Source organism: Agrobacterium vitis (assembly GCF_037039395.1).
Taxonomy (GTDB): domain Bacteria; phylum Pseudomonadota; class Alphaproteobacteria; order Rhizobiales; family Rhizobiaceae; genus Allorhizobium; species Allorhizobium vitis_E.
In genome coordinates this window covers 594,887-613,525 of record NZ_CP146242.1, presented here as the reverse complement: position 1 = coordinate 613,525, position 18,639 = coordinate 594,887, and the positions used below count along the sequence as shown (strand labels likewise).

Genomic DNA, 18,639 nt, shown 5'->3' with positions numbered 1-18,639 from the left:
CCTCACACCACTTGCATCGCCCCGGGGCCAGGCACGGCGCCGGGCGGCACTTTGCCCATGATGATCATGCCCAGCACTTCATCCTTGGTGACATCCTGAGTGCGGGCATGGCCGACCACTTTGCCGTTCTTCATCACAAACACCCGGTCGGCGAGATCGAAGACATCGTGAATGTCGTGGCTGATCAGGAAAATGCCGATGCCTTCCTTTTTCAGTTGCAGGATCAGTTCCCCCACCTGAGCGGTTTCCTGCGGACCCAGCGCTGCGGTCGGCTCATCCATGATCAGGATGCGGGCATCGAACAGGATGGCGCGGGCAATGGCCACCGATTGCCGCTGGCCGCCTGACAGCGCTTTCACCGGCTCCTTGAAGCGCTGGAAATTCGGATTGAGCCGCCCCATCACCTCGCGCGCTTTGGCCTCCATCGCCACATCATCCAGCGTCCCCCAGGGGGTGCGCAACTCGCGCCCCAGATAGAGATTGGCGGCGGCATCGACATTGTCGGCAACGGCCAGCGTCTGGTAGATGGTCTCGATGCCGTGGCGCTTGGCATCACGGGGATTGCTGATGTCGGCTGACTGGCCATTGATCAGGATCTCGCCGGTATCGCGTTTATAGGCGCCCGACAGGATCTTGATCAGCGTCGATTTGCCCGCACCGTTATGGCCGAGCAGGGCGACGACCTCGCCTGCATGAAGATCCACCGAGGCATCATCGACGGCGTGAATACCGCCGAAGGAGATGGAAATATTCTTCATTTCCACAAGAGGCGTGTTCTGTTGTGTCATAACGTTTCTCCTGCTTTTTATCGGGTGCGGGCGCGGTAAACCGTATCCAGCCAGACCGCGACGACCAGCACCATGCCGATAACGATGCTTTGCAGCGGCGTATCCATGCCCAGCAGCACCATGCCCGAATTCAGCGATTGCATGACGATGGCACCCAATACCGCACCGGCAATGGTGCCAGCCCCACCAGCCAGCGATGTGCCGCCAATCACGGCTGCGGCAATGGTGTAAAGCTCGTCCAGCGTGCCTTGCGCATTGGTGGCGGCATTGAGACGGGCGGTGGAAATCGCCGCGGCAATGGCGCAGAGCGCACCCATCAGCGCAAAGATCCGCACCGTCACCCAGCGGGTCTTGATGCCCGCCAGCACGGCAGCTTCCGGATTGCCGCCAATGGCAAACACATAGCGGCCAAACCGGGTGCGGTTGGTGATGAAGTTCATGACCATGGCAATGCCAAGCGCGATCAGCACGGGAATGGCAATGCCCAGCGAAATCTCCAGCCCGCTGTCCGGCCAGGCGATATTGTTGGCCTCGGCATATTTGCGGGCCAGATTGACCGGCATGTAATAGCTGTTGAGCACGCTGACGGAACCGAGCACCGCGCCGCAGCCGATCAGCCCCATGAAATATTCGGCCCAGATGGGCTTTAGCGGAAAGCCAAACCGCTTGCGCTGACGGCGGGAATGCAGGATCGACAACACGATGAATACGCAGGCGATGACCCCGACCACCCAGCTGGCGGTGGCCCCAATCGAGCCATCCGCGCCGCCGCCCATCAGGCGAAAGCGGGTGTCCATTGGCGCGACGGTCGCGCCGCTCGTCACCATCCAGGCGCAGCCGCGCCAGACCAGCAGGCCGCCGAGCGTGACGATGAAGGACGGCACGTTGAGAAAAGCGATGATGGCGCCCTGAAACGCCCCGATTGCGGCGCCGATGACAATGCCGAGCGTCAGCGCCAGCACCCACATCAGCGGATGATCGTAGCCGAGCAGTTGCGGCAGAAACTTGGTTTGGGTAACGGCCATCATCATGCCGACAAAGCCCAGGATCGATCCGACGGACAGATCGATATTGCGCGTAACAATGACCAGCACCATGCCCGTGGCCATGACCGAGACCGAGGCGGCCTGGACCGACAGGTTCCACAGATTGCGCGGTGTCAGAAACAACCCATCCGACAGAATGTGGAAGCCGAACCAGATGATCAGCAGCGCGATCACCATGCCCATCAGCCGGGTGTCGATTTCGGTGGCGTTCAAAAACCGCCGCCAGGGACTGACCGTTGCTGGACGGGCACTGTTGGATGCTGCGCCGATTGTGTGATCCACCATGGATCGGGTACTCCTCTATGATCTTAAAGATCTGCGTCAGATGCACGCTTGATGGCGAACTGTCGTGGCGCGGGATAGGGTGCTTTTGACGGGCGCAGCCCGCGGCACCCCCCTCTGGCTTGCCAGCCATCTCCCCCTCAAGGGGGGAGATGAGCGCTCATCTCGTTTGACACGTTACGCGCTTAGATGCGCGATCATGAATTAAGAACGAGGGACAAACCGCTTGCTGATCTCCCCCCATGAGGGGGAGATGCCCGGCAGGGCAGAGGGGGGTAAGCCACACACCGCAGCGCATGTTTCCGCTGCTACGGCTCCCCACCAGCCCTTACTTGCAGACTGCTACCGCCCCGGCTTTCACGCCCTGGCACAACTCGCTCTTGGTGATCCACTTGGCATCGAGAACAACGTTGAGATTGTCCTTGGTGATGGCTTGCGGCATCAGGAATTGCGATTCCATTTCCACACCCTTGGTGCCGCCCTTGAACTTGGCGGTGCCGGGGATTTCGCTCATCTTCTTGCCGCCAGCCAGAGCTACAGCCACATCACCGGCCTTCTTGCCCAGCATGCGGCTGTCTTTCCAGACGGAGACGGTCTGGGTGCCAAGCGCCACGCGGTTCAGCGCTGCCTTGTCGCCATCCTGACCGGAAACCGGCACGGAACCGGCCAGCCCCTGTGCTTCCAGCGCTGCGACAACGCCGCCCGCCATGCCGTCATTGGAAGAGACGACCGCATCGACCTTGTTGTTGTTGGCCGTCAGGAACTGCTCCATGTTTTTCTGGGCAATTTCCGGCTTCCAGCCATCGGTATAGGCTTCGCCGACATTCTTGATCTTGCCGCTGGCCATGGCGTCTTTCAGCACTTCCATCTGGCCGGAAAACACGAAATCGGCGTTCGGGTCGGTCGAGCCGCCCTTGATGAACACGTAATTGCCTGTGGGCTTGACCTTCATCACTTCCTTGGCCTGCAAGCGACCGACTTCCTTGTTGTCGAAGGTGATGTAATAGGTGTTGGGGTTCTCGATCAGGCGGTCGTAGCCGATGACAGGAATGCCTTCAGCCGCAGCCTTTTCGATGGCCGGGCCGATGGCGCTCGAATCCTGCGCCAGTACGATCAGCGCATTGGCACCCTGGGCAATCAGGCTTTCGATATCGGTCAGCTGTTTGGCGGCGGATGTCTGGGCATCGGCGGAAATATACTTGGCGCCATGCGCCTTCAGCGCTTCCTTGATGGCGGCTTCATCGGTCTTCCAGCGCTCTTCCTGGAAGTTGGACCAGGATACGCCAACCACCAGATCCTTGGCATGAACAGGAGCATAGGCAGACGTCATGACGGCAGCAACTGCCATCAGTTTCAAAACGGATTTCATTGTAAACCTCCCCAGGTGAAGGCAGCGCGGGCAGACCTCCTCGTCCGCCGCCACGCTGCCAGAAAACTGCCTCTGTTTGCCAAGCGCCAGGCTCTTTCAAGCCGGATGATTGTTTTTCTCGACAGTCGAGAAAATAACTGGCAGAAGAATTAGACCCTGTCAATATGCCTGTGGGGACCATAAACGGGTGATGGGCGAGGACTGCAACACCTGTGAGTTTACCCAGGGGGTAAGGAAGAGTGCTTTTCCCGAAATGAGAAATGGGTCATAGAGAAATCAGACCTTGTTGGTTCAGGATGACCCAGAAGAACAGGGACGTTGCAGTGAAACAGATGCTTTGGGAGGGGCATGTGGTTCAGGAAGAGATAACAGAAGATAGGAATAGGTCGGCGTATCGATGCTGATGAAATCCAGCACCGAACAGGTCCGCCGCCAGAATTCAGCCCTGGTTCTCGCCGCTTTGCGGATAGAGCAGGCCATGTCCCATACCCAAATCGCTGCCGTGACCGGTCTTGCCTCGGCAACGGTCACCGCCATTACCAGTGAGCTGGAACAGGCCGGCGTGATCGAGCGACATGAGCAGCAGGTCGCTGGCGCACGGGGCAGGCCGCGTGTCGCACTGTCGCGCCGCCGGGATTTCGCCTATGTGATGTCGGTCAGGATTTCCTCCGACCGGCTGAATTACACCCTGTCGGATTATCGCGGCACGCTGATGGACCGTTTCGAGGAGCCGCGCCCGCTTGATGTGTCGGCGGTGGGCTTTATCGACGGACTTGGCCGCAACCTTGCCCGTCTGGCCAGCCGCTCGAAACTGGAGCCGGAAAAAGTCGCCGTTCTCTCCGTTAGTTCCAAAGGCATTGTCGGTGCGGGCGGCGCAAGACTGCTCTGGACACCGGTATTCGGTCGGCAACCGCTCGACATCAAGGCGGGCCTTGGTGATTTCGATGGGGCCATGGCTCTGCTCAGCAACGAGACATTGCTGGTGGCCCACGGTCTTAGCCGCCGCATGGACGCTCAAGATGGCACGTTTCGCGGCCTGATTGCGCTATCGCTCGGCCACAGCATCGGGCTTGGCATTGCAAGGCCGGTGCCGGATGGCACGGTGGCGGTCAGCGCCCCGAATTTCGGCCATATGCTCAATACCGCTGACAGCAAATTGTGCGGTTGCGGCGCGAGCGGCTGTATCGAGGCCTCCGCTGGCTTCTACGGCATCCTGCGCATGGCGTTTGAAGTGCGGCCCGATACCATTCCCGCCAAGTTCGTGCCGATTACCGAAATGGACAAGATCGCGCTCTCGGCCCGCCAGGGCAATCGCATGGCCCAATATGCCTTCCGCCAGGCGGGGCTGGCGTTGGGCCAAGGCCTGTCACGGGTGTTCAGCCTCCACGAAACGCTCCCCGTCATCATCACCGGCCCCGGCACCCGCTATTATGACCTGCTGGCGCAGGGCATAGAGGAGGGCCTTGCCCAATCCCTGCAAGTACGGCTGGACGGTATGCCCTCGATCACTCTGGTTGGAGACGAGGCCGATCTGGTGCAGGAGGGGCATGTGGACCATGCGCTGAGGGCGATTGATGAGCGGTTGTTTGGGGTTGGGGGATGACGCAACTGTTCTGCGATCCTGTCATGCGAGCCATCATGGATCAATCGACTTTGAGGGCTTTCATCCGCTTCGCTCTGACGATTTCCGCGAGTTTCTTGCGAATCTCAACAAAGAAGCTCTCCGGAACCATGCCATAGTCGCAACGGGTTTGATCGTGCGGCAAGGGAGCCAGCCGATCCGAGGGCCATGTGAACTGATTGATTTCAGATAAGCGGACGTAATTAGCCTCCTGATCCAATCCGATAGCCTTGCAGATGTCCTCTGGGATGAGAATGGATTGGTCTTCTTCTCCGACTTCTGGATAGGAATGGGTGATCGGAACCACCGTGACCATGCCTGACTCCTGAGACGTCAGCACGATCGCGCAGGGCCTATCCTTCCTGAAACGATCTTTATGCCAGGTGTAGCCAAAACGGATCACAAGACCCGGAACAGGATCCGGCAGATTCACTTGGAAATCACGCCATATTGTGCGTTTTCAATTTCGCCCAGGAGATCGTCATCAATTTCGCTCGCGTGCAAAACGTGAACTTCCTGGCTCTTCAATCTCCTGAAATGCTCAAGTTCTCTAGGGCTAATGTAAGCACCCACAACACGGTCATGAGATGTGACTTCAATCACGCCGACGTCGTAGACTTCCTCGCGGATTTTGCCAAATTGCCGGGAAAAAGCACTGGCGGGAACTTGAATTGCCATGACCGGTCTCCTTTAATCAGTGTGTAAAATACGTAATTTGCGCAAAATGTCAATAAGAGTCGATGGAACGTTGGTCGATCATCGGCTTATTTTAAACCTGACTTGTGTCCCAGAGAACCTCCAGTGCGGCACTCCTTCGGTGCAAATGATTTACCGAATTTCAAAGCCAGTGACTGGAGGGGTGATCTCTCTGTTCGCTACCGCATGTTGCGTGTAACTGAATGAGGTGAACTGGACGCTGAATTCCTGGCTGAGGCCATCCGACAAACGGACACGGCGCGGTACCAGCAAAAAGCCATGCGACAGCCGATCGCTATTGGAGAAGAACTCATCATACCATATTTCCGTGGGATGGTCATGCAGGGCCTCGGCCAGAATCTCACGCGCCATGAGTGTCGCATTGGTGTATTGGATTTCCGTCCGCCAATAGCCAATTTGAAGATCTCCGGTCAGGAGAACCAGCTTGAAGGTTTTCGAAGCCTGCTCGAAAACGGCATGTTCCAGAATCGCATCATTCAAACTGACCGATGTCGCGAATGTGTAAACAGCGCCGTCTTTGTCCAGGGTGCTCAGGAACCGGGCGTATTCTGCCACCGGATCACCGTCATCCTGATCGCCTGTCGCCCATTCTGAGGTGAAAAACTGCATTTCCGCTCCTGGGTAAGGCCGCCAAAGCCTCAGCCTCGATACTGTCACCGAAACAGACCGATAACAGACGTCGCATAAAAGCACGAGCGCGGTTTACCATCAGCGAATGAATGCGTGACAGCCTCATTCGCTGTAGAGCTTTATATCTGCGGTATAATTCCACTCGATCTCTAAATTGTCACACCAAAGCCCCATCAACAATCACCTGCAAGCGTCCCTGGCTGCATGCCTCGATGCGGGCATCGACGCGGTAGACGTCGCGCAAGAGGGTGGGGGTGATGACGTCTTCGGTGGGGCCGGAGGCGATCAGCTTGCCGCCGCCGATGACGAGGGTGCGGCTGCAATAGCGAAGCGCATGGTTGAGGTCGTGCAGCGCGATCAGTACGGCAATGCCTTCGCGGGTGGCGATCTTGCGCATGAATTCCAGCACTTCGATCTGCCGGAAGAGGTCGAGCGCCGAGGTTGGCTCGTCCATCAGCAGCACTTCGGGCTTGCGCACCAGCGCCTGGGCAATCGCCACCAATTGCCGCTGACCGCCCGAGAGCGCACCGAGGTCGCGGAAGGCTAGATCGGAGATGCGCAATGCGGCCAGAATCCGGTCGATATCGTTGAGTTCGCCATCGGCCACCCGCCAGCCGCCGCCTTGCTTGGCGGCCAGCAGCACGCTTTCATAGACCGTCAGCACCGCATTGGCGCCGGTATCCTGCGGCATATAACAGATCGGGCGGTGGCCATCGCGCACGTCTTCCACGGCAACCACGCCGGGGCCGGAAATCAGCCCGGCAATGCGCTTGAACAGGGTGGATTTGCCCGCTGCATTCGGGCCGATCAGGGCGGTCATTTCACCGCCGGTCAGCCAATCGGTGCTGATGTCTTCAAAGACCTGGGCGCGGCCATAGCGGGCGCCGACGCGGTCGAGCTTCAGGCTTACCATGCGCGCCTCCTGTTGGTGAAAATCAGTGAGAAGAAGAAGGGAACGCCGACCAATGCGGTGATCACCCCGATGGGGAGAATGGCGCCGGGGATCAGCATTTTCGACACGACCGAGGTGACGGACAGCAGCAAGGCCCCGCAGATGACAGAGCCGGGCAGAAAGAACCGCTGGTCTTCACCAACAAGCATGCGGGCGATATGTGGCCCAACCAGACCGACAAAGCCGATGGTGCCAACGAAGGACACCGGAATGGCGGCCAGCAGGCTGACCAGCATCATGGTTTCCAGTCTGAGCGCCCGGACATTGACGCCAAGGCTGGCTGCCTTGTCATCGCCCAGCCGCAGCGCCGTCAGCGCCCAGGCGCGGCGCGCAAACAGCGGCACCGAGACAACCAGCACGGCAAAGGTCACGCCAACCTTCATCCAGGTCGCCTTGGTCAGGCTGCCCATGGTCCAGAACACCACGGCGGCCAGCGCCTGTTCCGAGGCCAGATATTCGAGCAGCGACAACAGCGCATTGAAGGTAAAAACCAGCGCAATGCCAAGCAGCACGATGGTTTCCACCGTCACGCCGCGCATGGTCGAAACGCCGTAGATGAACAGCGAAGCGAGCATGGCCATCAGGAAGGCGTTGATCGGCACCATGAATTCAATGGCTGCCGGAAACACCGCGACGCCGCCCACCAGCGCCAACGCCGCGCCAAAACCGGCGGCGGCCGAAATGCCGAGCGTGAATGGGCTTGCCAGCGGATTGGCGAGAATGGTCTGCATTTGCGCACCCGCCAGCGACAGACAGGCACCGACGGTGACAGCCATCAGCGCAATCGGCATGCGGATATCCCAGATCACCACCCGGATCTGGTTGGTGACGCTATCGGGGGTGAAAATCGCCGAAAGCACCTGGGAGAGCGTGTAGCGGGCCGGTCCGAGCGCCATATCAACGGCAACGCTTGTGGCCAGAGCCGCCAGCAGGCACAGGAGAATGGTGACGCGCCTGGCCGTCAGCGCGCGGTACTGGCTACGCCCCTTTCCTTCATCCTGCACCTCAGCGGTGCTCTCAATGGCAACAGTCATCAGTTTGATCCTTTTTCGTCATCCGACGGGTTCATTGAGACGAAATAGCCCGGCTTATAGGCGACCGGCAGGAATTTCTGGTGAAACTCCCGGAAGGTGCGGTCAGGGTCAAGATCGGCAAACAGCTCCGGGTGAAACCACTTGGCAAATTGCTGGATGGGAACAAATTCATAGGGTACGCCGTAGAACTGATGCCACGCGGCATGGACCTGGCGGTTGCGCACGGCGGCAAGCCCGTCGAAGCCGGTGCGCTCGATCAAGGTTTGCAGCTTGGCGCGGGCCTTCTCGGGATCGGCACCCCGCCCGACATGCACGAAACGGTTGGTCTTGGATTCGGCCAGCCAATTGGAGCCGGTGACGATGATCTGGGCCGGATCGGAGGCGATCAGCTGTTCGATGCTGATTTCGCCAAAGGTGGTGGAGATGATGTCGGAGGCAATATTATGCCCGCCAGCGATCTCGATCATCTGGCCGAAATTGGCCGGGCCGAACGTGCGGCAGCAACCGCCTTCGGCATCATTGCCCGGTGCGCGCTCCATGAAGACAGCAGGGCGTTTCAGGTCTTTCACAGCGGCCAGCCGGTCGGTGACAACTGCGATCTGCTGGCGGCGATAGGCGATCAGCTCTTTCGCCTTGTCCTCTGCGCCAAAAATCTGGCCGAGAATTTCAATGGATTTCTCGGTATTCTTGTCGGGGTCGAGACGGAAATCGACATAGACGACCTGAATGCCCGCCGCAGCCGCTTTTTCCTCCAGCCCGCTCTCACGGGCCGCCTGTAAGACTTCCAGATTAAGCGTCATCACATCGGGATGCAGGGCAATTGCCGCTTCCAGGCTGAAACCGCCCTGCGGCAGATAGCCGAATTGCGGCAGCTTGGCGATCTCAGGAAAGCGCTCGACATAAGCCGCAAAGCTGTCCGGGTCCTTTTTCACCATGTCATCGCGCCATCCGACAATGGTATCGAAGGTCTTGTCCCCGGCCAGCGCCGCGATGGTGTGGATCTGCCGGGCCTCGCCGACCAGAACCCGCTTGGCTGGGAGATCGAGCGTCACGGTGCGGCCAGCGACATCGGTGATCTCGGCGGCGAATGCGGGGTTTGCCATAAACGGCAAAAGGGCGACGAGCGCCCGCATGATAATCCTGAAAGTCATCAACAAACCTCTTGATATAAATTCCGGCGGCAAGTTTCAGCCGCCGGAAGCCTTTGAAAGTATTAGAGCCCCGTATTCAGTGAGACGAAATAGCCGGAACGGTAGGCAACCGGCAGGAAGCGCTCATGCAATTCCTTGAAAGTCGCTTCCGGGTCCAGATCTTTAAACAGCTCGGGATGCAGCCATTTGGCGATCTGCTGCACGGCGACGAACTGATAGGGATTGTTGTAGAACTGATGCCAGATGGCATGGACATTGCCATCCTTCACCGCCTTGATATCGGTAAAGGCGGGGCGTTTCATCAGGTCAGCCAGCTTCTTGGTCGCCAAAGCCTTGTCAGCGCCCGGGCCGACGCCCACCCATTTGCCGCCGGGAACATACAGTTCCCAATTGGCGCCCGTGACGATCACCTGATCGGGGTTGGAGGCGATGATCTGCTCGGGATTGACGGTGCCAAACGTGCCAGGAATGATCTTTCCGGCCATGTTGACGCCACCGGCCAGCTCGACCATCTTGCCGAAATTCTCGTTGCCGAACGACATGCAGCAATCGTCGCTATAGCCACCGGCCCGTTCCATGAATACGACAGGCTTTTTCAGGTCTTTGGCCTTGGCCAGCGTTTCGGTGACGCGCTTGATCTGCGTATCGTGGAACTCAACGAACTCTTCGGCGCGCTTTTCCTTGCCGTAGAGCTTGCCGATCAGCCGCATCGACGGATCGGTGTTTTCCATGGCCTTTTCGCGGAAGTCGACATAGACAAGCGGAATGCCGACCTTGGCGAGCTTTTCGATATAGCCGCTTTCTTCCGTCGCCGATTTGGCGTCGATATTCATGATGATCACGTCAGGCTTCAGCGTCACGGCCTGTTCGATATCGAATGTGCCGTCCTTCATGCCGCCAAAGGTCGGGATTTTTGCCATTTCCGGGAATTTTTCCAGATAGGCATTGTATCCGTCCAGATCGGCCTTCTGGAAATCGTCGCGCCAGCCAACGATGCGCTTGAATGGTGTTTCCGTGTCGAGGGCGGCAGTGAAATAGATCTGGCGGCCTTCTCCCAGGATGACCCGCTCCACCGGCACGCTGACCTCGACCTCACGACCGGTAATGTCCTTGATCTTCACCAGATCGCTGGCGTTTGCCACGCTTGAAAAAAGCGCAAGCGAAAGTGCTGCGGCGCAAGCCACCCCATGAACGTTGAACACGTTTGCCTCCAAATATAATATGCTGTTTCGCAAGTGTTATGTACAAGTCCGATTGCGGGATGGCGTCCCCACCGGTCCCCGCTTTCGCGACCTGCACAGTGTTTCGCCGTGGATTTATGTTTTTATGACTTTAACAGTCAAGAAATATCTTTTAGAAGAATTCCAAAGATTTTTAGGGGTTTCGCGGGCATGACGCAGACGGCAATGCAACAGAATTACCACCTGAAAGATGAGATCAAGGCCTATTGGTCGGCCCGCGCCGAAACCTTTGACAGCCAGCCGGGCCACGAGATCTTTTCAGAAGACGAGCGCGCCGCCTGGCATGCGCTGATCCGTAAGCATCTAGGGGTGGGCAACGTCGGCGCTGGCGAGGGTCGCAAGGTGCTGGATCTGGCGTCGGGCACCGGTGTCGTCTCGCATCTGCTGGATGATCTCGGGTTTTCGGTCACCGGCATGGACTGGGCTGAACCAATGCTGGAACGCGCCCGCGCCAAAGCCAAATCGCGTGGCCGCAATATCCGTTTCCTGATCGGCGATGCCGAAAACACCATGGAGGCGGAGGCAAGCTACGACGCCATCACCAACCGTCATCTGGTGTGGACGCTGGTCGACCCGCTCGCAGCCTTCAGGGAATGGCACCGCGTGCTGAAACCCGGCGGCAAGCTGCTGATCGTCGATGGCGATTTCGTCAATCCCAGCCCGCTCGCCAAACTTACCGGTCTGCTGGCCAGGCTGGCAACACGCCTTGGCATCGGCAAGTCGCTTGCCCATCACGGCCCGGCATCGTCCCTGGTGGAAACCCACAGGAGCATTCTCTCACGGGTCTACTTTTCCCAAGGCGCCAGGGCTGACGCCGTGGTGGCCCTGCTGAAACAGGCAGGTTTTTCCTCCGTAACGGTTGATACAGACCTGCGCGCCATCAACCGGGCGCAACGCGCCAATTTCGGGTTTTTGAAAGGTCTGGAACGGGCAACCCAGCACAGGTATGCGATTTGCGCGGTGCGGTGAATCAGCTCAAGTCTTCGATCTTGTTCAGCCACGCATCGAAATGGGGGCATGCAGCGCGAATAGCGTCGAGACCAATCGCGCAGGCAATCAGAGGACCATGGACGGTTTTTTGATAATCGGTCATGGCTGCCAGAATGCGCTTCGAGGGTGCCGTGGCAGGGCTGTCATTAATATCCTCGGGCGCGGTTATTGCACTTATTGTCCGCAACGGCTTCAACACATCATCATTGTCGGTCCATTCTTCAAAGGCGCTGACGCTGCTGAATAACAGCGCCTCGAATTCATGAACGAGCAGGTTCGGAATATAATTTGCCTGCGCAATATCCTTGGAAAGGGCCATCTCCAGAAATTCAGCCTTGTCCCTGCCACTTGGAAAAGCCGGATATTTACCATTGCTCTTGCCCGGAAAATCAGCGGGGAGGGCGTAAAGGTCAAACATCGTTGTCACCCAGGCTGTCGGGTGTTGCTTGCACAGCCTTTCAATCTGCGGCCTCACTTTGGCATAGCTGACCACACCCCCTCTATGCCCAGGGCTTGTGGTCACGATGACGGGGTAAAGATACAGTTGCTGGTGAGCATAATGCTCAAGCATCAATTCGTTGATAAAGGCTTCTTCTGTCTGGCCTTCCACCAGCACATAGACGCGGGTCATCGTCCCGGTCTCCCACCCAGAATATTCTTCTTCCACAAATCACCCAGACTGTAATCCTCCAGCCATGCGGAGAGTTCTTTGGTCTCTGGGCGGGTGAAGGTGGATGAGCCGCCGCGCTTATCAACGACAATGAGGTCTTCGGCATCAAATTCATTGACCAGTTCAACCGATTGCGTTGAGATGATCAACTGATGTTCCTGAGAGGCTGACTTCATAAGCCCGCCGAGCACAGTAATTGCAAAAGGATGTAAGCCCAATTCAGGCTCATCGATCAGAATGGCGGCGGGCATAAAATCGTCAGGCTGCATAAGGACTGTAGCAAGGCAAATGAAGCGAAGCGTGCCATCGGAGAGTGCACTGGCAGGGAATGGCTCATCTTGACCTTTTTCGGTCCACTCCAATTGAATTCGCTCACTGTTTCTTACCGTGGGGCGGAGGTGAAAATCGCCAAAAAATGGCGCGACGAGCCGTATAACTTTAACGATCCGACTGTAGTTTTCAGGATGATGATTTTTCAGCCGTAGTAGGAAGGCAGCGAGGTTACGTCCGTCATCACGCAAAAATTCATTGTCATTGATATTGTGAATTTGTTTGACGACGGCACTGCTACTGGTGTCGTGAAAGTGGTAAACACGCCAGCTGCGCATAGCGGGAACAACATATTCCCATATGGTTCCGAAAGTTTTGCGCTCCTTGTAGACTGTTTCGAAATGGCCAGACGCGGGGCGATGTTCACCTTTCATATTCCACCAAAGGGCCTCTCGAAGGAACATCATTCTGTTGTCCTGGGTAGGCTGCAATGTAAAGCGATAGCCGTTGTTGCCAAAATAGAGTTCAGCCTGAAGGTCCGCAGTTTTTTTTCGACCGAAGTGCAATATGGCATCTGGTCCGCCAGCGACACCGACAGTGGTTTGCAATTGTTCATCGAGAATCCGATTTATCAGCCGAAAAAAACCGACAAAATTGGATTTGCCTGCGCCGTTGGCGCCGATCAGCACATTGAGCCGACCCATAGGGATATCGCATTCTGAAATGGACTTGTATCCACGCAGAACAAGGCGTGAGATCTGATCGGAGCCGCTAAGCTGCTTAATCATGTCTTGTGCCTTCTATCCGGGTTTGTACTTCTGATGCGCTTTAACAAAGGCATTTTTCGGTAAATAGACGCAGGCAAAGCCAAATCGACAGTGCATGCCTCTTTCATATGCAGAATACGACGCAGAGGGTCAATTCTAATAGCCACAAGATGAGCGCTTTTAACATTTCCTCATGAACTTGACATTTCCGTCAAGCGGGCGCATCTATCAATCATGATCGACATGCGCACAACCATTTCCTGCACGTATTTTTGGGCCTACCGGTAGCCGGCGGCCTGACAGATCATTGTGTCAACAGGCCGCCGTCAGGCGGCCTTGTTGTTTGAACGAGCTTCCCTGACGGCGGTATTTCAAGAGGGAAGCAGCCATGACTGAAGATAGCGACATTACCCTGCCAAGACCAACGATGGTCAGCATTCGCAATGCCCAGCCCGGCGATCTGCCGGAGTTGAACGAGATGATTGCGGCGCTGGCCGCCCATCACGGTGATGCCTCGGATATGACCCCGCAAACGCTGAAACGCGACCTGTTCGGCCCCATGCCGTGGATCACAGCACTTGTGGCCGATGGTGGTGAACAGTTGATCGGCTACGCCATTCTGATGCCGCTTTACAGGGCTCATGAAGGCAAGCGCGGCATGGAGCTGCTGCATCTCTATGTGCGTGACGGTCAGCGGGGCAATGGCATTGGCCAGCATCTGATTGCCCGTGCCCGTGACGTGGCGCGCCAGTCCGGCTGCGATTACCTTTCAGTGTCCGCCGCCACCGGCAATTTCGCCGCCCATCGCTTCTACGAGCAGATGGATTTCTCCGCCCGGCCTGTGACCGGCATGCGCTACATTCAGGCGCTGGCCTGACAGCCGCTACCCGACATTCATAGGCCGAAAAGGGCATGCCTGAGGCAAGCCCGGCTCATTACATTAGACCTTCTTGAAGAAGGTGAAAGTGACGATATCAATGACTTCGGCAATGCTCAAGACGACGGACCAGACAAGGGTCCAGACACTCGCCATGGAAAACCGGCGGATAGAAAGCGCTATCCGCAGCCTGCTCGATCGGCATTCCGACCCCGCTCTGCATCGCTGGGTGCGCGAAACCGTGAGGACATTTGAGGCGCGGCTTGCCGGTATCGTCGATCCGCCCGAGCGCGATCAGGCCCGCCATGCGGCACTGCTGCTGATCAGGACCACATTGCAGGAATGGTCGAGAAACCCGGTTTCGCAGCATTGAGCTTGGCTTCCCAGCTTTGGACGGCAGGCGTCTGCGTGCCGGTCAAGAAACCCATCTCACTTCGCCGCAATGGCCTTGAGATAGGCGGCAATTGCTGCGCGGTCTTCGGCTGGCAGTTCGGCCAGGTTTTTCTGAACTTCGACCATCGAGCCGCCGACACTGTCGAAATCGGGGGTGAATCCGGTTTCCAGATAGCTGGCGATCTCGTCTTTTGACCATTTACCCATGCTGTCGGAGCCGGGGGTGATATCGGGGATGCGGCCTTCGCCTTCGGGGTTTGGCCCACCGGCCAGCCATTGATCCACCTTCAGTCCGCCGATCACGTTGCGAGGTGTGTGACATTCGCCGCAATGGCCGGGGCCTTCGACCAGATATTGGCCGCGCTGGACCTGCGCATCCGCAGAGGCCAGGGTGACGCGCGGTTTATCGTTTAGAAACAGCAGTTTCCAGCCGGTCAGCGCAAGACGCTGATTGAAGGGAAAGCCAAGCTCATGCGGCGGCGCGACATTGCTGCTGACGGGCAGGGTTTTCAGATAGCCATAGAGATCGGCCACATCCTGCGGCTTCATCCGCGCATAGGATGTATAGGGAAAGGCCGGATACAGGTTTTCGCCGGAAGGACCGATCCCACGGGTGACGGCATCGCCGAATTCGGCCAGCGTCCATTGACCGATCCCGGCCTTGGGGTCCGGCGAAATATTGGGAACATGAAACGTGCCGAACTGGGTTTTCAGCGCCACGCCGCCGGTCAACAGCAGGCGCGCATCGCCACTCGCACCGGGTGCCGCATGGCAGCTGGAACAGCCACCGGCAAAAAACATCCGCTTGCCATTGGTAAGGTCGGGTGCCGTGGTCGCGGCCCAGACGGTGGCGGGCTGGCGGTGCGGTGCCACGGCAAACACATAGGCGCCGACCAATGCCACGCCTGCGACGAGCGCTGCCGCGATGCCGAATTTTGCCGTTCCAGCCATGCTCATCCCCAATTTCTTTATATATCAAACCCGCCCGGTTGCCCGGACGGGTCTCTTCATGGGGTGAAATTATTTCTTCAGCCTGAACGTCTGGTGGCAATCGCCACAGGTGCCGCCAATGCTCTTCATTGCCGCGCCAACTCCGGCCTGATCGGCGGGCAGGGTGGCGAGCTGCGTGGCGGCGGCGGTTTCAAGCGCCTTGGCCTTGGTCTTGAACGTGGCCGGGTCTTCCCAGATCTTCGGGCTGGCCTCGGTGTTGAAGCCGGTCTCGGAGCCCTTGGGGAACTGTTCCGGGAAGGCCTTGGCAACCTCTTCCATCGTGGTCAGCGAAGCCTTGACCACGGCGGCGTCATAGGGCTTTTCGCCCTTGGCGATAGCGGCCAGCTGGCCCATGGCACCGCCGACTTTCTTCATCATTCCGGCGCGTACCACCTGCGGCTCATCAGCGGCGCTGACCGCGCTGCTGAGGCCGGCGCCAAGACAGAGACCAATGGCGGCCATGGTTGCAAGCTTCTTCATGCCAAACCCTCGTGTCATCGTCGTTCTCCTGTTGATGGCCGAATTCGCGGCGCGTCTCAGTTTGTGTGTCATCGTTCTCTTTTTCGATGACCTCATCATGACGGTAAATCAAAACACAAATAAAGTCACAAGCAAGTGATGCCGGTGATGGGCAAGTTGTTGATATAGCAATTATATTATGGAAGCTTTTCGCGCCTCGGCAAAGCCGAGCGGCAAGACCCGATCAGTCTCACGACCGAAGCCCTGAAGGCCGATTGTATCCGCATCGACCGTCAGAATGGAGAAGGCAGTGTCTTCCTCGCCATCCACCATGCCTTTCAGGGTGATAAAATGGGTATCGCCCAACATCCCATAACCACCGCGATGATCGTGTCCATTGATATAGGCGATGGCGGCAGGCGCGGCGGCGATCACGTCGGCCACCTGTTGCGCATTCCAAAGGGCGTGGTCGGTGAAGGGATGGAGCGGATAATGGCCGAAGACGATGGCCTTTTCCCCTGCGGCATGCGCTAGCGTCAGGTGGCTTTCCAACCAGTCGAGCTGCGGCTGGCTGATGGCGGCGTTCCAGTCCTGCGCATTGGCCGCGCCCTTTGCCTTCAGCGCCAGAAGCTGGCGCACCGCCACTTCCCTGGCGGGATCGTCGCGCGCCACGGAGAAGGTGGAGATTTCACAGCCATCGGTGAAGATCAGCCTGATACCGTTGATCACCCGGTCGAAGTAAGGGGAAGGCATGCCCAGCGCATCGCGCACCATCGATTTTTGAGCATCAGAGACCGCGAAATCGTGATTGCCGGGCAGGGCGATCAGCGGGTGGCGCAGACCTTCCAGCACTTTCAGGGCCGGGGCGAAATTGCGGAAATCCCGGTCGATCAGGTCGCCCAGCAGCAGCACGGCATCCAGCGCCTGTGCGTTGAACACGTCGATGGCCGCCTGCATCTTGGCGAGGCTCAAGGCATAATAACGGTTGGCGGCCAGATTGGGCGGCAGATCGGCATATTGCGGATCGGCGATCAGCCCGAGACGGAGTTGAGGCATGGGGGTGCGCATCGCGGTCGGTTTCATGTATCGCCGCATTATGCCCCGGCTGTAACAGCCGCATGACGGCGACAGGCTTGCGCTGTGGATGACGGGCGCATACATCGGCGCCTTTCATCGGAGCGCTCTTATGTCAACGATCACACTTTCCCGCATCTGCCGCGCTGACGGCCCGGACCTGGTGGCCGCCAATCTGGCCAGCCGCGATTACCATGCGCCCTGGGCGGCACCCTTCACCGATATCGATGGTTTTGAGGCCTATCTGAGCCAGACGGTGAGCAGCGCGATGATCGGCCTGATTGCCCGAGAGTCAGACAGCCACGGTGTGGTCGGGGTCTTTACCTTGAGTCAGATCGTGCTGGGCAATTTCAGAAGCTGCTATCTCGGCTATTACGGCATGGCGGCCTTTGGCGGGCGCGGATTGATGACGGAAGCGCTGAACGCGGTCATCGCCCATGCCTTCACGGAGGTGGGCCTGAACCGGATCGAGGCCAATATCCAGCCGGAAAACCTGCGCTCGCTTGCGCTTGTCGCGCGGTGCGGCTTTGAGAAGGAAGGTTTTTCCAGGCGCTATCTGAAAATCGGCGGAGAATGGCGCGATCACGAGCGTTGGGCCAGGGTGGCATAAGGCGTGGCACCATAAAGCAAAGGCGCAGCGGTGATGCCGCTGCGCCTTGAGGCAAGTGACAAAGGTGATCAGGCGGCCTTCAGGGTCGCGATCGCATCCTTGGCGCCCTTGACGGCGGCGGCCTTGGCTTCTTCGCCCATGTTGACGCCTTCGGCGACAACGAATTCCAGATCGGTGATGCCGAGGAAGCTGAAGACGCCCTTCAGATAGGTTTCGGCATGTTCAAGCGGAGCAGCAGGACCCTGGCTGTAGATGCCGCCGCGCGAGATGGCAACGACCACGCGCTTGCCGCCGCACAGGCCTTCTGGACCGGCAGCGCCGTATTTGAAGGTCTTGCCGGCAACGCTGATACGGTCGATCCAGGCCTTCAGCTGGCTCGGAATGCCGAAATTGTAGAAGCCGACGCCGATGACCACCACGTCGGAGGTGAGGAACTGTTCCAGTACTTCGCCGCCCAGCGCCAGATCGGCCTTGGTGGCTTCGTCATTGCTGGCATCGTAATTGCCCATGGCAGCGGCCAGAGTCAGGCCGGAGAGATGCGGAAGCGGATTGGCGGCCAGATCGCGGTAGGTCACGTCCAGGCCAGGGGTCTTTTCGCTGAGGGTCTTCACAATCGACGCCGACAGGTCGCGGCTGACGGAATAGGGGCCAAGCACGCTGGAATCGAGATGCAGAAGTTTCATGGTCATCGACCTTTCCTTGTGGTAT

21 protein-coding genes are annotated in these 18,639 nt (G+C 58.2%); 5 read left to right on the top strand and 16 right to left on the bottom strand.

All coding sequences use genetic code 11. The annotated features are described in order from the left end of the window. Window positions 1–2: 2 nt before the first annotated feature. The 3 genes from V6582_RS05460 to xylF form a co-directional block, all read right to left on the bottom strand. Window positions 3–788 carry an ATP-binding cassette domain-containing protein gene (locus V6582_RS05460; protein ID WP_156631544.1) on the bottom strand — a complete coding sequence of 262 codons (786 nt, stop codon included), beginning with the start codon at window positions 786–788 and terminating at the stop codon, window positions 3–5. Window positions 789–805: 17 nt separating this feature from the next. After that, window positions 806–2,119: a sugar ABC transporter permease gene (locus V6582_RS05455; RefSeq protein WP_156631543.1), complete on the bottom strand. Its 1,314-nt coding sequence runs from the start codon at window positions 2,117–2,119 to the stop codon at window positions 806–808. A 325-nt stretch (window positions 2,120–2,444) separates the two neighbouring features. Continuing rightward, on the bottom strand, window positions 2,445–3,485 hold the full coding sequence (xylF, locus tag V6582_RS05450; RefSeq protein ID WP_156631542.1) for a D-xylose ABC transporter substrate-binding protein: 1,041 nt from the start codon (window positions 3,483–3,485) through the stop codon (window positions 2,445–2,447). Between the two features lie 397 nt (window positions 3,486–3,882). On the opposite strand from xylF, the gene V6582_RS05445 reads away from it, so the two are divergent. Next, window positions 3,883–5,088 carry an ROK family transcriptional regulator gene (locus V6582_RS05445; protein ID WP_156631541.1) on the top strand — a complete coding sequence of 402 codons (1,206 nt, stop codon included), beginning with the start codon at window positions 3,883–3,885 and terminating at the stop codon, window positions 5,086–5,088. Between the two features lie 40 nt (window positions 5,089–5,128). Here V6582_RS05445 and V6582_RS05440 read toward each other — a convergent pair whose 3' ends face one another. The 7 genes from V6582_RS05440 to V6582_RS05410 all read right to left on the bottom strand — a co-directional run bounded on the left by V6582_RS05440 (window position 5,129) and on the right by V6582_RS05410 (window position 10,792). Continuing rightward, window positions 5,129–5,422 (bottom strand): hypothetical protein, encoded by a 294-nt coding sequence (locus V6582_RS05440; RefSeq protein ID WP_234889647.1) that lies wholly within the window; start codon window positions 5,420–5,422, stop codon window positions 5,129–5,131. Window positions 5,423–5,535: 113 nt separating this feature from the next. Continuing rightward, window positions 5,536–5,784: a hypothetical protein gene (locus V6582_RS05435; protein WP_156533937.1), complete on the bottom strand. Its 249-nt coding sequence runs from the start codon at window positions 5,782–5,784 to the stop codon at window positions 5,536–5,538. 150 nt (window positions 5,785–5,934) lie between these two features. Beyond that, window positions 5,935–6,432 (bottom strand): hypothetical protein, encoded by a 498-nt coding sequence (locus V6582_RS05430; RefSeq protein ID WP_156631540.1) that lies wholly within the window; start codon window positions 6,430–6,432, stop codon window positions 5,935–5,937. 178 nt (window positions 6,433–6,610) lie between these two features. Then, window positions 6,611–7,366, bottom strand: coding sequence for an ABC transporter ATP-binding protein (locus tag V6582_RS05425; RefSeq protein WP_156631539.1), 756 nt, complete (start codon window positions 7,364–7,366; stop codon window positions 6,611–6,613). Then, entirely contained in the window at window positions 7,360–8,439 is a 1,080-nt protein-coding gene (locus tag V6582_RS05420) for a FecCD family ABC transporter permease (RefSeq protein WP_156631538.1), read from the bottom strand. Before V6582_RS05420 ends, V6582_RS05425 begins: the two co-directional genes overlap by 7 nt. Continuing rightward, on the bottom strand, window positions 8,439–9,590 hold the full coding sequence (locus V6582_RS05415) for an ABC transporter substrate-binding protein (protein WP_156631537.1): 1,152 nt from the start codon (window positions 9,588–9,590) through the stop codon (window positions 8,439–8,441). Before V6582_RS05415 ends, V6582_RS05420 begins: the two co-directional genes overlap by 1 nt. A gap of 62 nt (window positions 9,591–9,652) precedes the next feature. Beyond that, window positions 9,653–10,792: an ABC transporter substrate-binding protein gene (locus V6582_RS05410; protein WP_420360180.1), complete on the bottom strand. Its 1,140-nt coding sequence runs from the start codon at window positions 10,790–10,792 to the stop codon at window positions 9,653–9,655. A 189-nt stretch (window positions 10,793–10,981) separates the two neighbouring features. Between V6582_RS05410 and V6582_RS05405 the strand changes: the two genes are divergently transcribed. Beyond that, the gene (locus V6582_RS05405; protein ID WP_156631535.1) at window positions 10,982–11,800 is read left to right on the top strand and encodes a class I SAM-dependent methyltransferase; all 819 of its coding nucleotides are present in this window, start codon (window positions 10,982–10,984) and stop codon (window positions 11,798–11,800) included. A 1-nt stretch (window position 11,801) separates the two neighbouring features. Here V6582_RS05405 and V6582_RS05400 read toward each other — a convergent pair whose 3' ends face one another. Together V6582_RS05400 and V6582_RS05395 are read right to left on the bottom strand one after the other, a co-directional pair. Beyond that, a complete protein-coding gene (locus V6582_RS05400) occupies window positions 11,802–12,452 on the bottom strand; it encodes a DUF4276 family protein (RefSeq protein WP_156631534.1) in 651 nt (216 codons plus the stop codon). After that, entirely contained in the window at window positions 12,449–13,549 is a 1,101-nt protein-coding gene (locus tag V6582_RS05395) for an AAA family ATPase (RefSeq protein ID WP_156631533.1), read from the bottom strand. Before V6582_RS05395 ends, V6582_RS05400 begins: the two co-directional genes overlap by 4 nt. A 367-nt stretch (window positions 13,550–13,916) precedes the next feature. Between V6582_RS05395 and V6582_RS05390 the strand changes: the two genes are divergently transcribed. Both V6582_RS05390 and V6582_RS05385 read left to right on the top strand, forming a co-directional pair. Further along, on the top strand, window positions 13,917–14,405 hold the full coding sequence (locus V6582_RS05390) for a GNAT family N-acetyltransferase (RefSeq protein ID WP_060718978.1): 489 nt from the start codon (window positions 13,917–13,919) through the stop codon (window positions 14,403–14,405). 112 nt (window positions 14,406–14,517) lie between these two features. Then, entirely contained in the window at window positions 14,518–14,778 is a 261-nt protein-coding gene (locus V6582_RS05385) for a hypothetical protein (protein WP_156631532.1), read from the top strand. A 56-nt stretch (window positions 14,779–14,834) separates the two neighbouring features. On the opposite strand, the gene V6582_RS05380 is transcribed toward V6582_RS05385, so the two are convergent. From V6582_RS05380 to V6582_RS05370, 3 genes are all read right to left on the bottom strand, one after another. Continuing rightward, window positions 14,835–15,749, bottom strand: coding sequence for a c-type cytochrome (locus V6582_RS05380; protein WP_156631531.1), 915 nt, complete (start codon window positions 15,747–15,749; stop codon window positions 14,835–14,837). 69 nt (window positions 15,750–15,818) lie between these two features. Beyond that, on the bottom strand, window positions 15,819–16,268 hold the full coding sequence (locus V6582_RS05375; RefSeq protein WP_156631701.1) for a c-type cytochrome: 450 nt from the start codon (window positions 16,266–16,268) through the stop codon (window positions 15,819–15,821). Window positions 16,269–16,439: 171 nt separating this feature from the next. Continuing rightward, window positions 16,440–17,330: a metallophosphoesterase gene (locus V6582_RS05370; protein ID WP_156631530.1), complete on the bottom strand. Its 891-nt coding sequence runs from the start codon at window positions 17,328–17,330 to the stop codon at window positions 16,440–16,442. Window positions 17,331–17,433: 103 nt separating this feature from the next. Here V6582_RS05370 and V6582_RS05365 point away from each other — a divergent pair, with 103 nt between their 5' ends. Beyond that, on the top strand, window positions 17,434–17,931 hold the full coding sequence (locus V6582_RS05365) for a GNAT family N-acetyltransferase (RefSeq protein WP_156631529.1): 498 nt from the start codon (window positions 17,434–17,436) through the stop codon (window positions 17,929–17,931). Between the two features lie 68 nt (window positions 17,932–17,999). Here the strand turns inward: V6582_RS05365 and V6582_RS05360 are convergent, their stop codons facing one another. Further along, window positions 18,000–18,614 (bottom strand): FMN-dependent NADH-azoreductase, encoded by a 615-nt coding sequence (locus tag V6582_RS05360; protein WP_156631700.1) that lies wholly within the window; start codon window positions 18,612–18,614, stop codon window positions 18,000–18,002. Window positions 18,615–18,639: the final 25 nt, after the last annotated feature.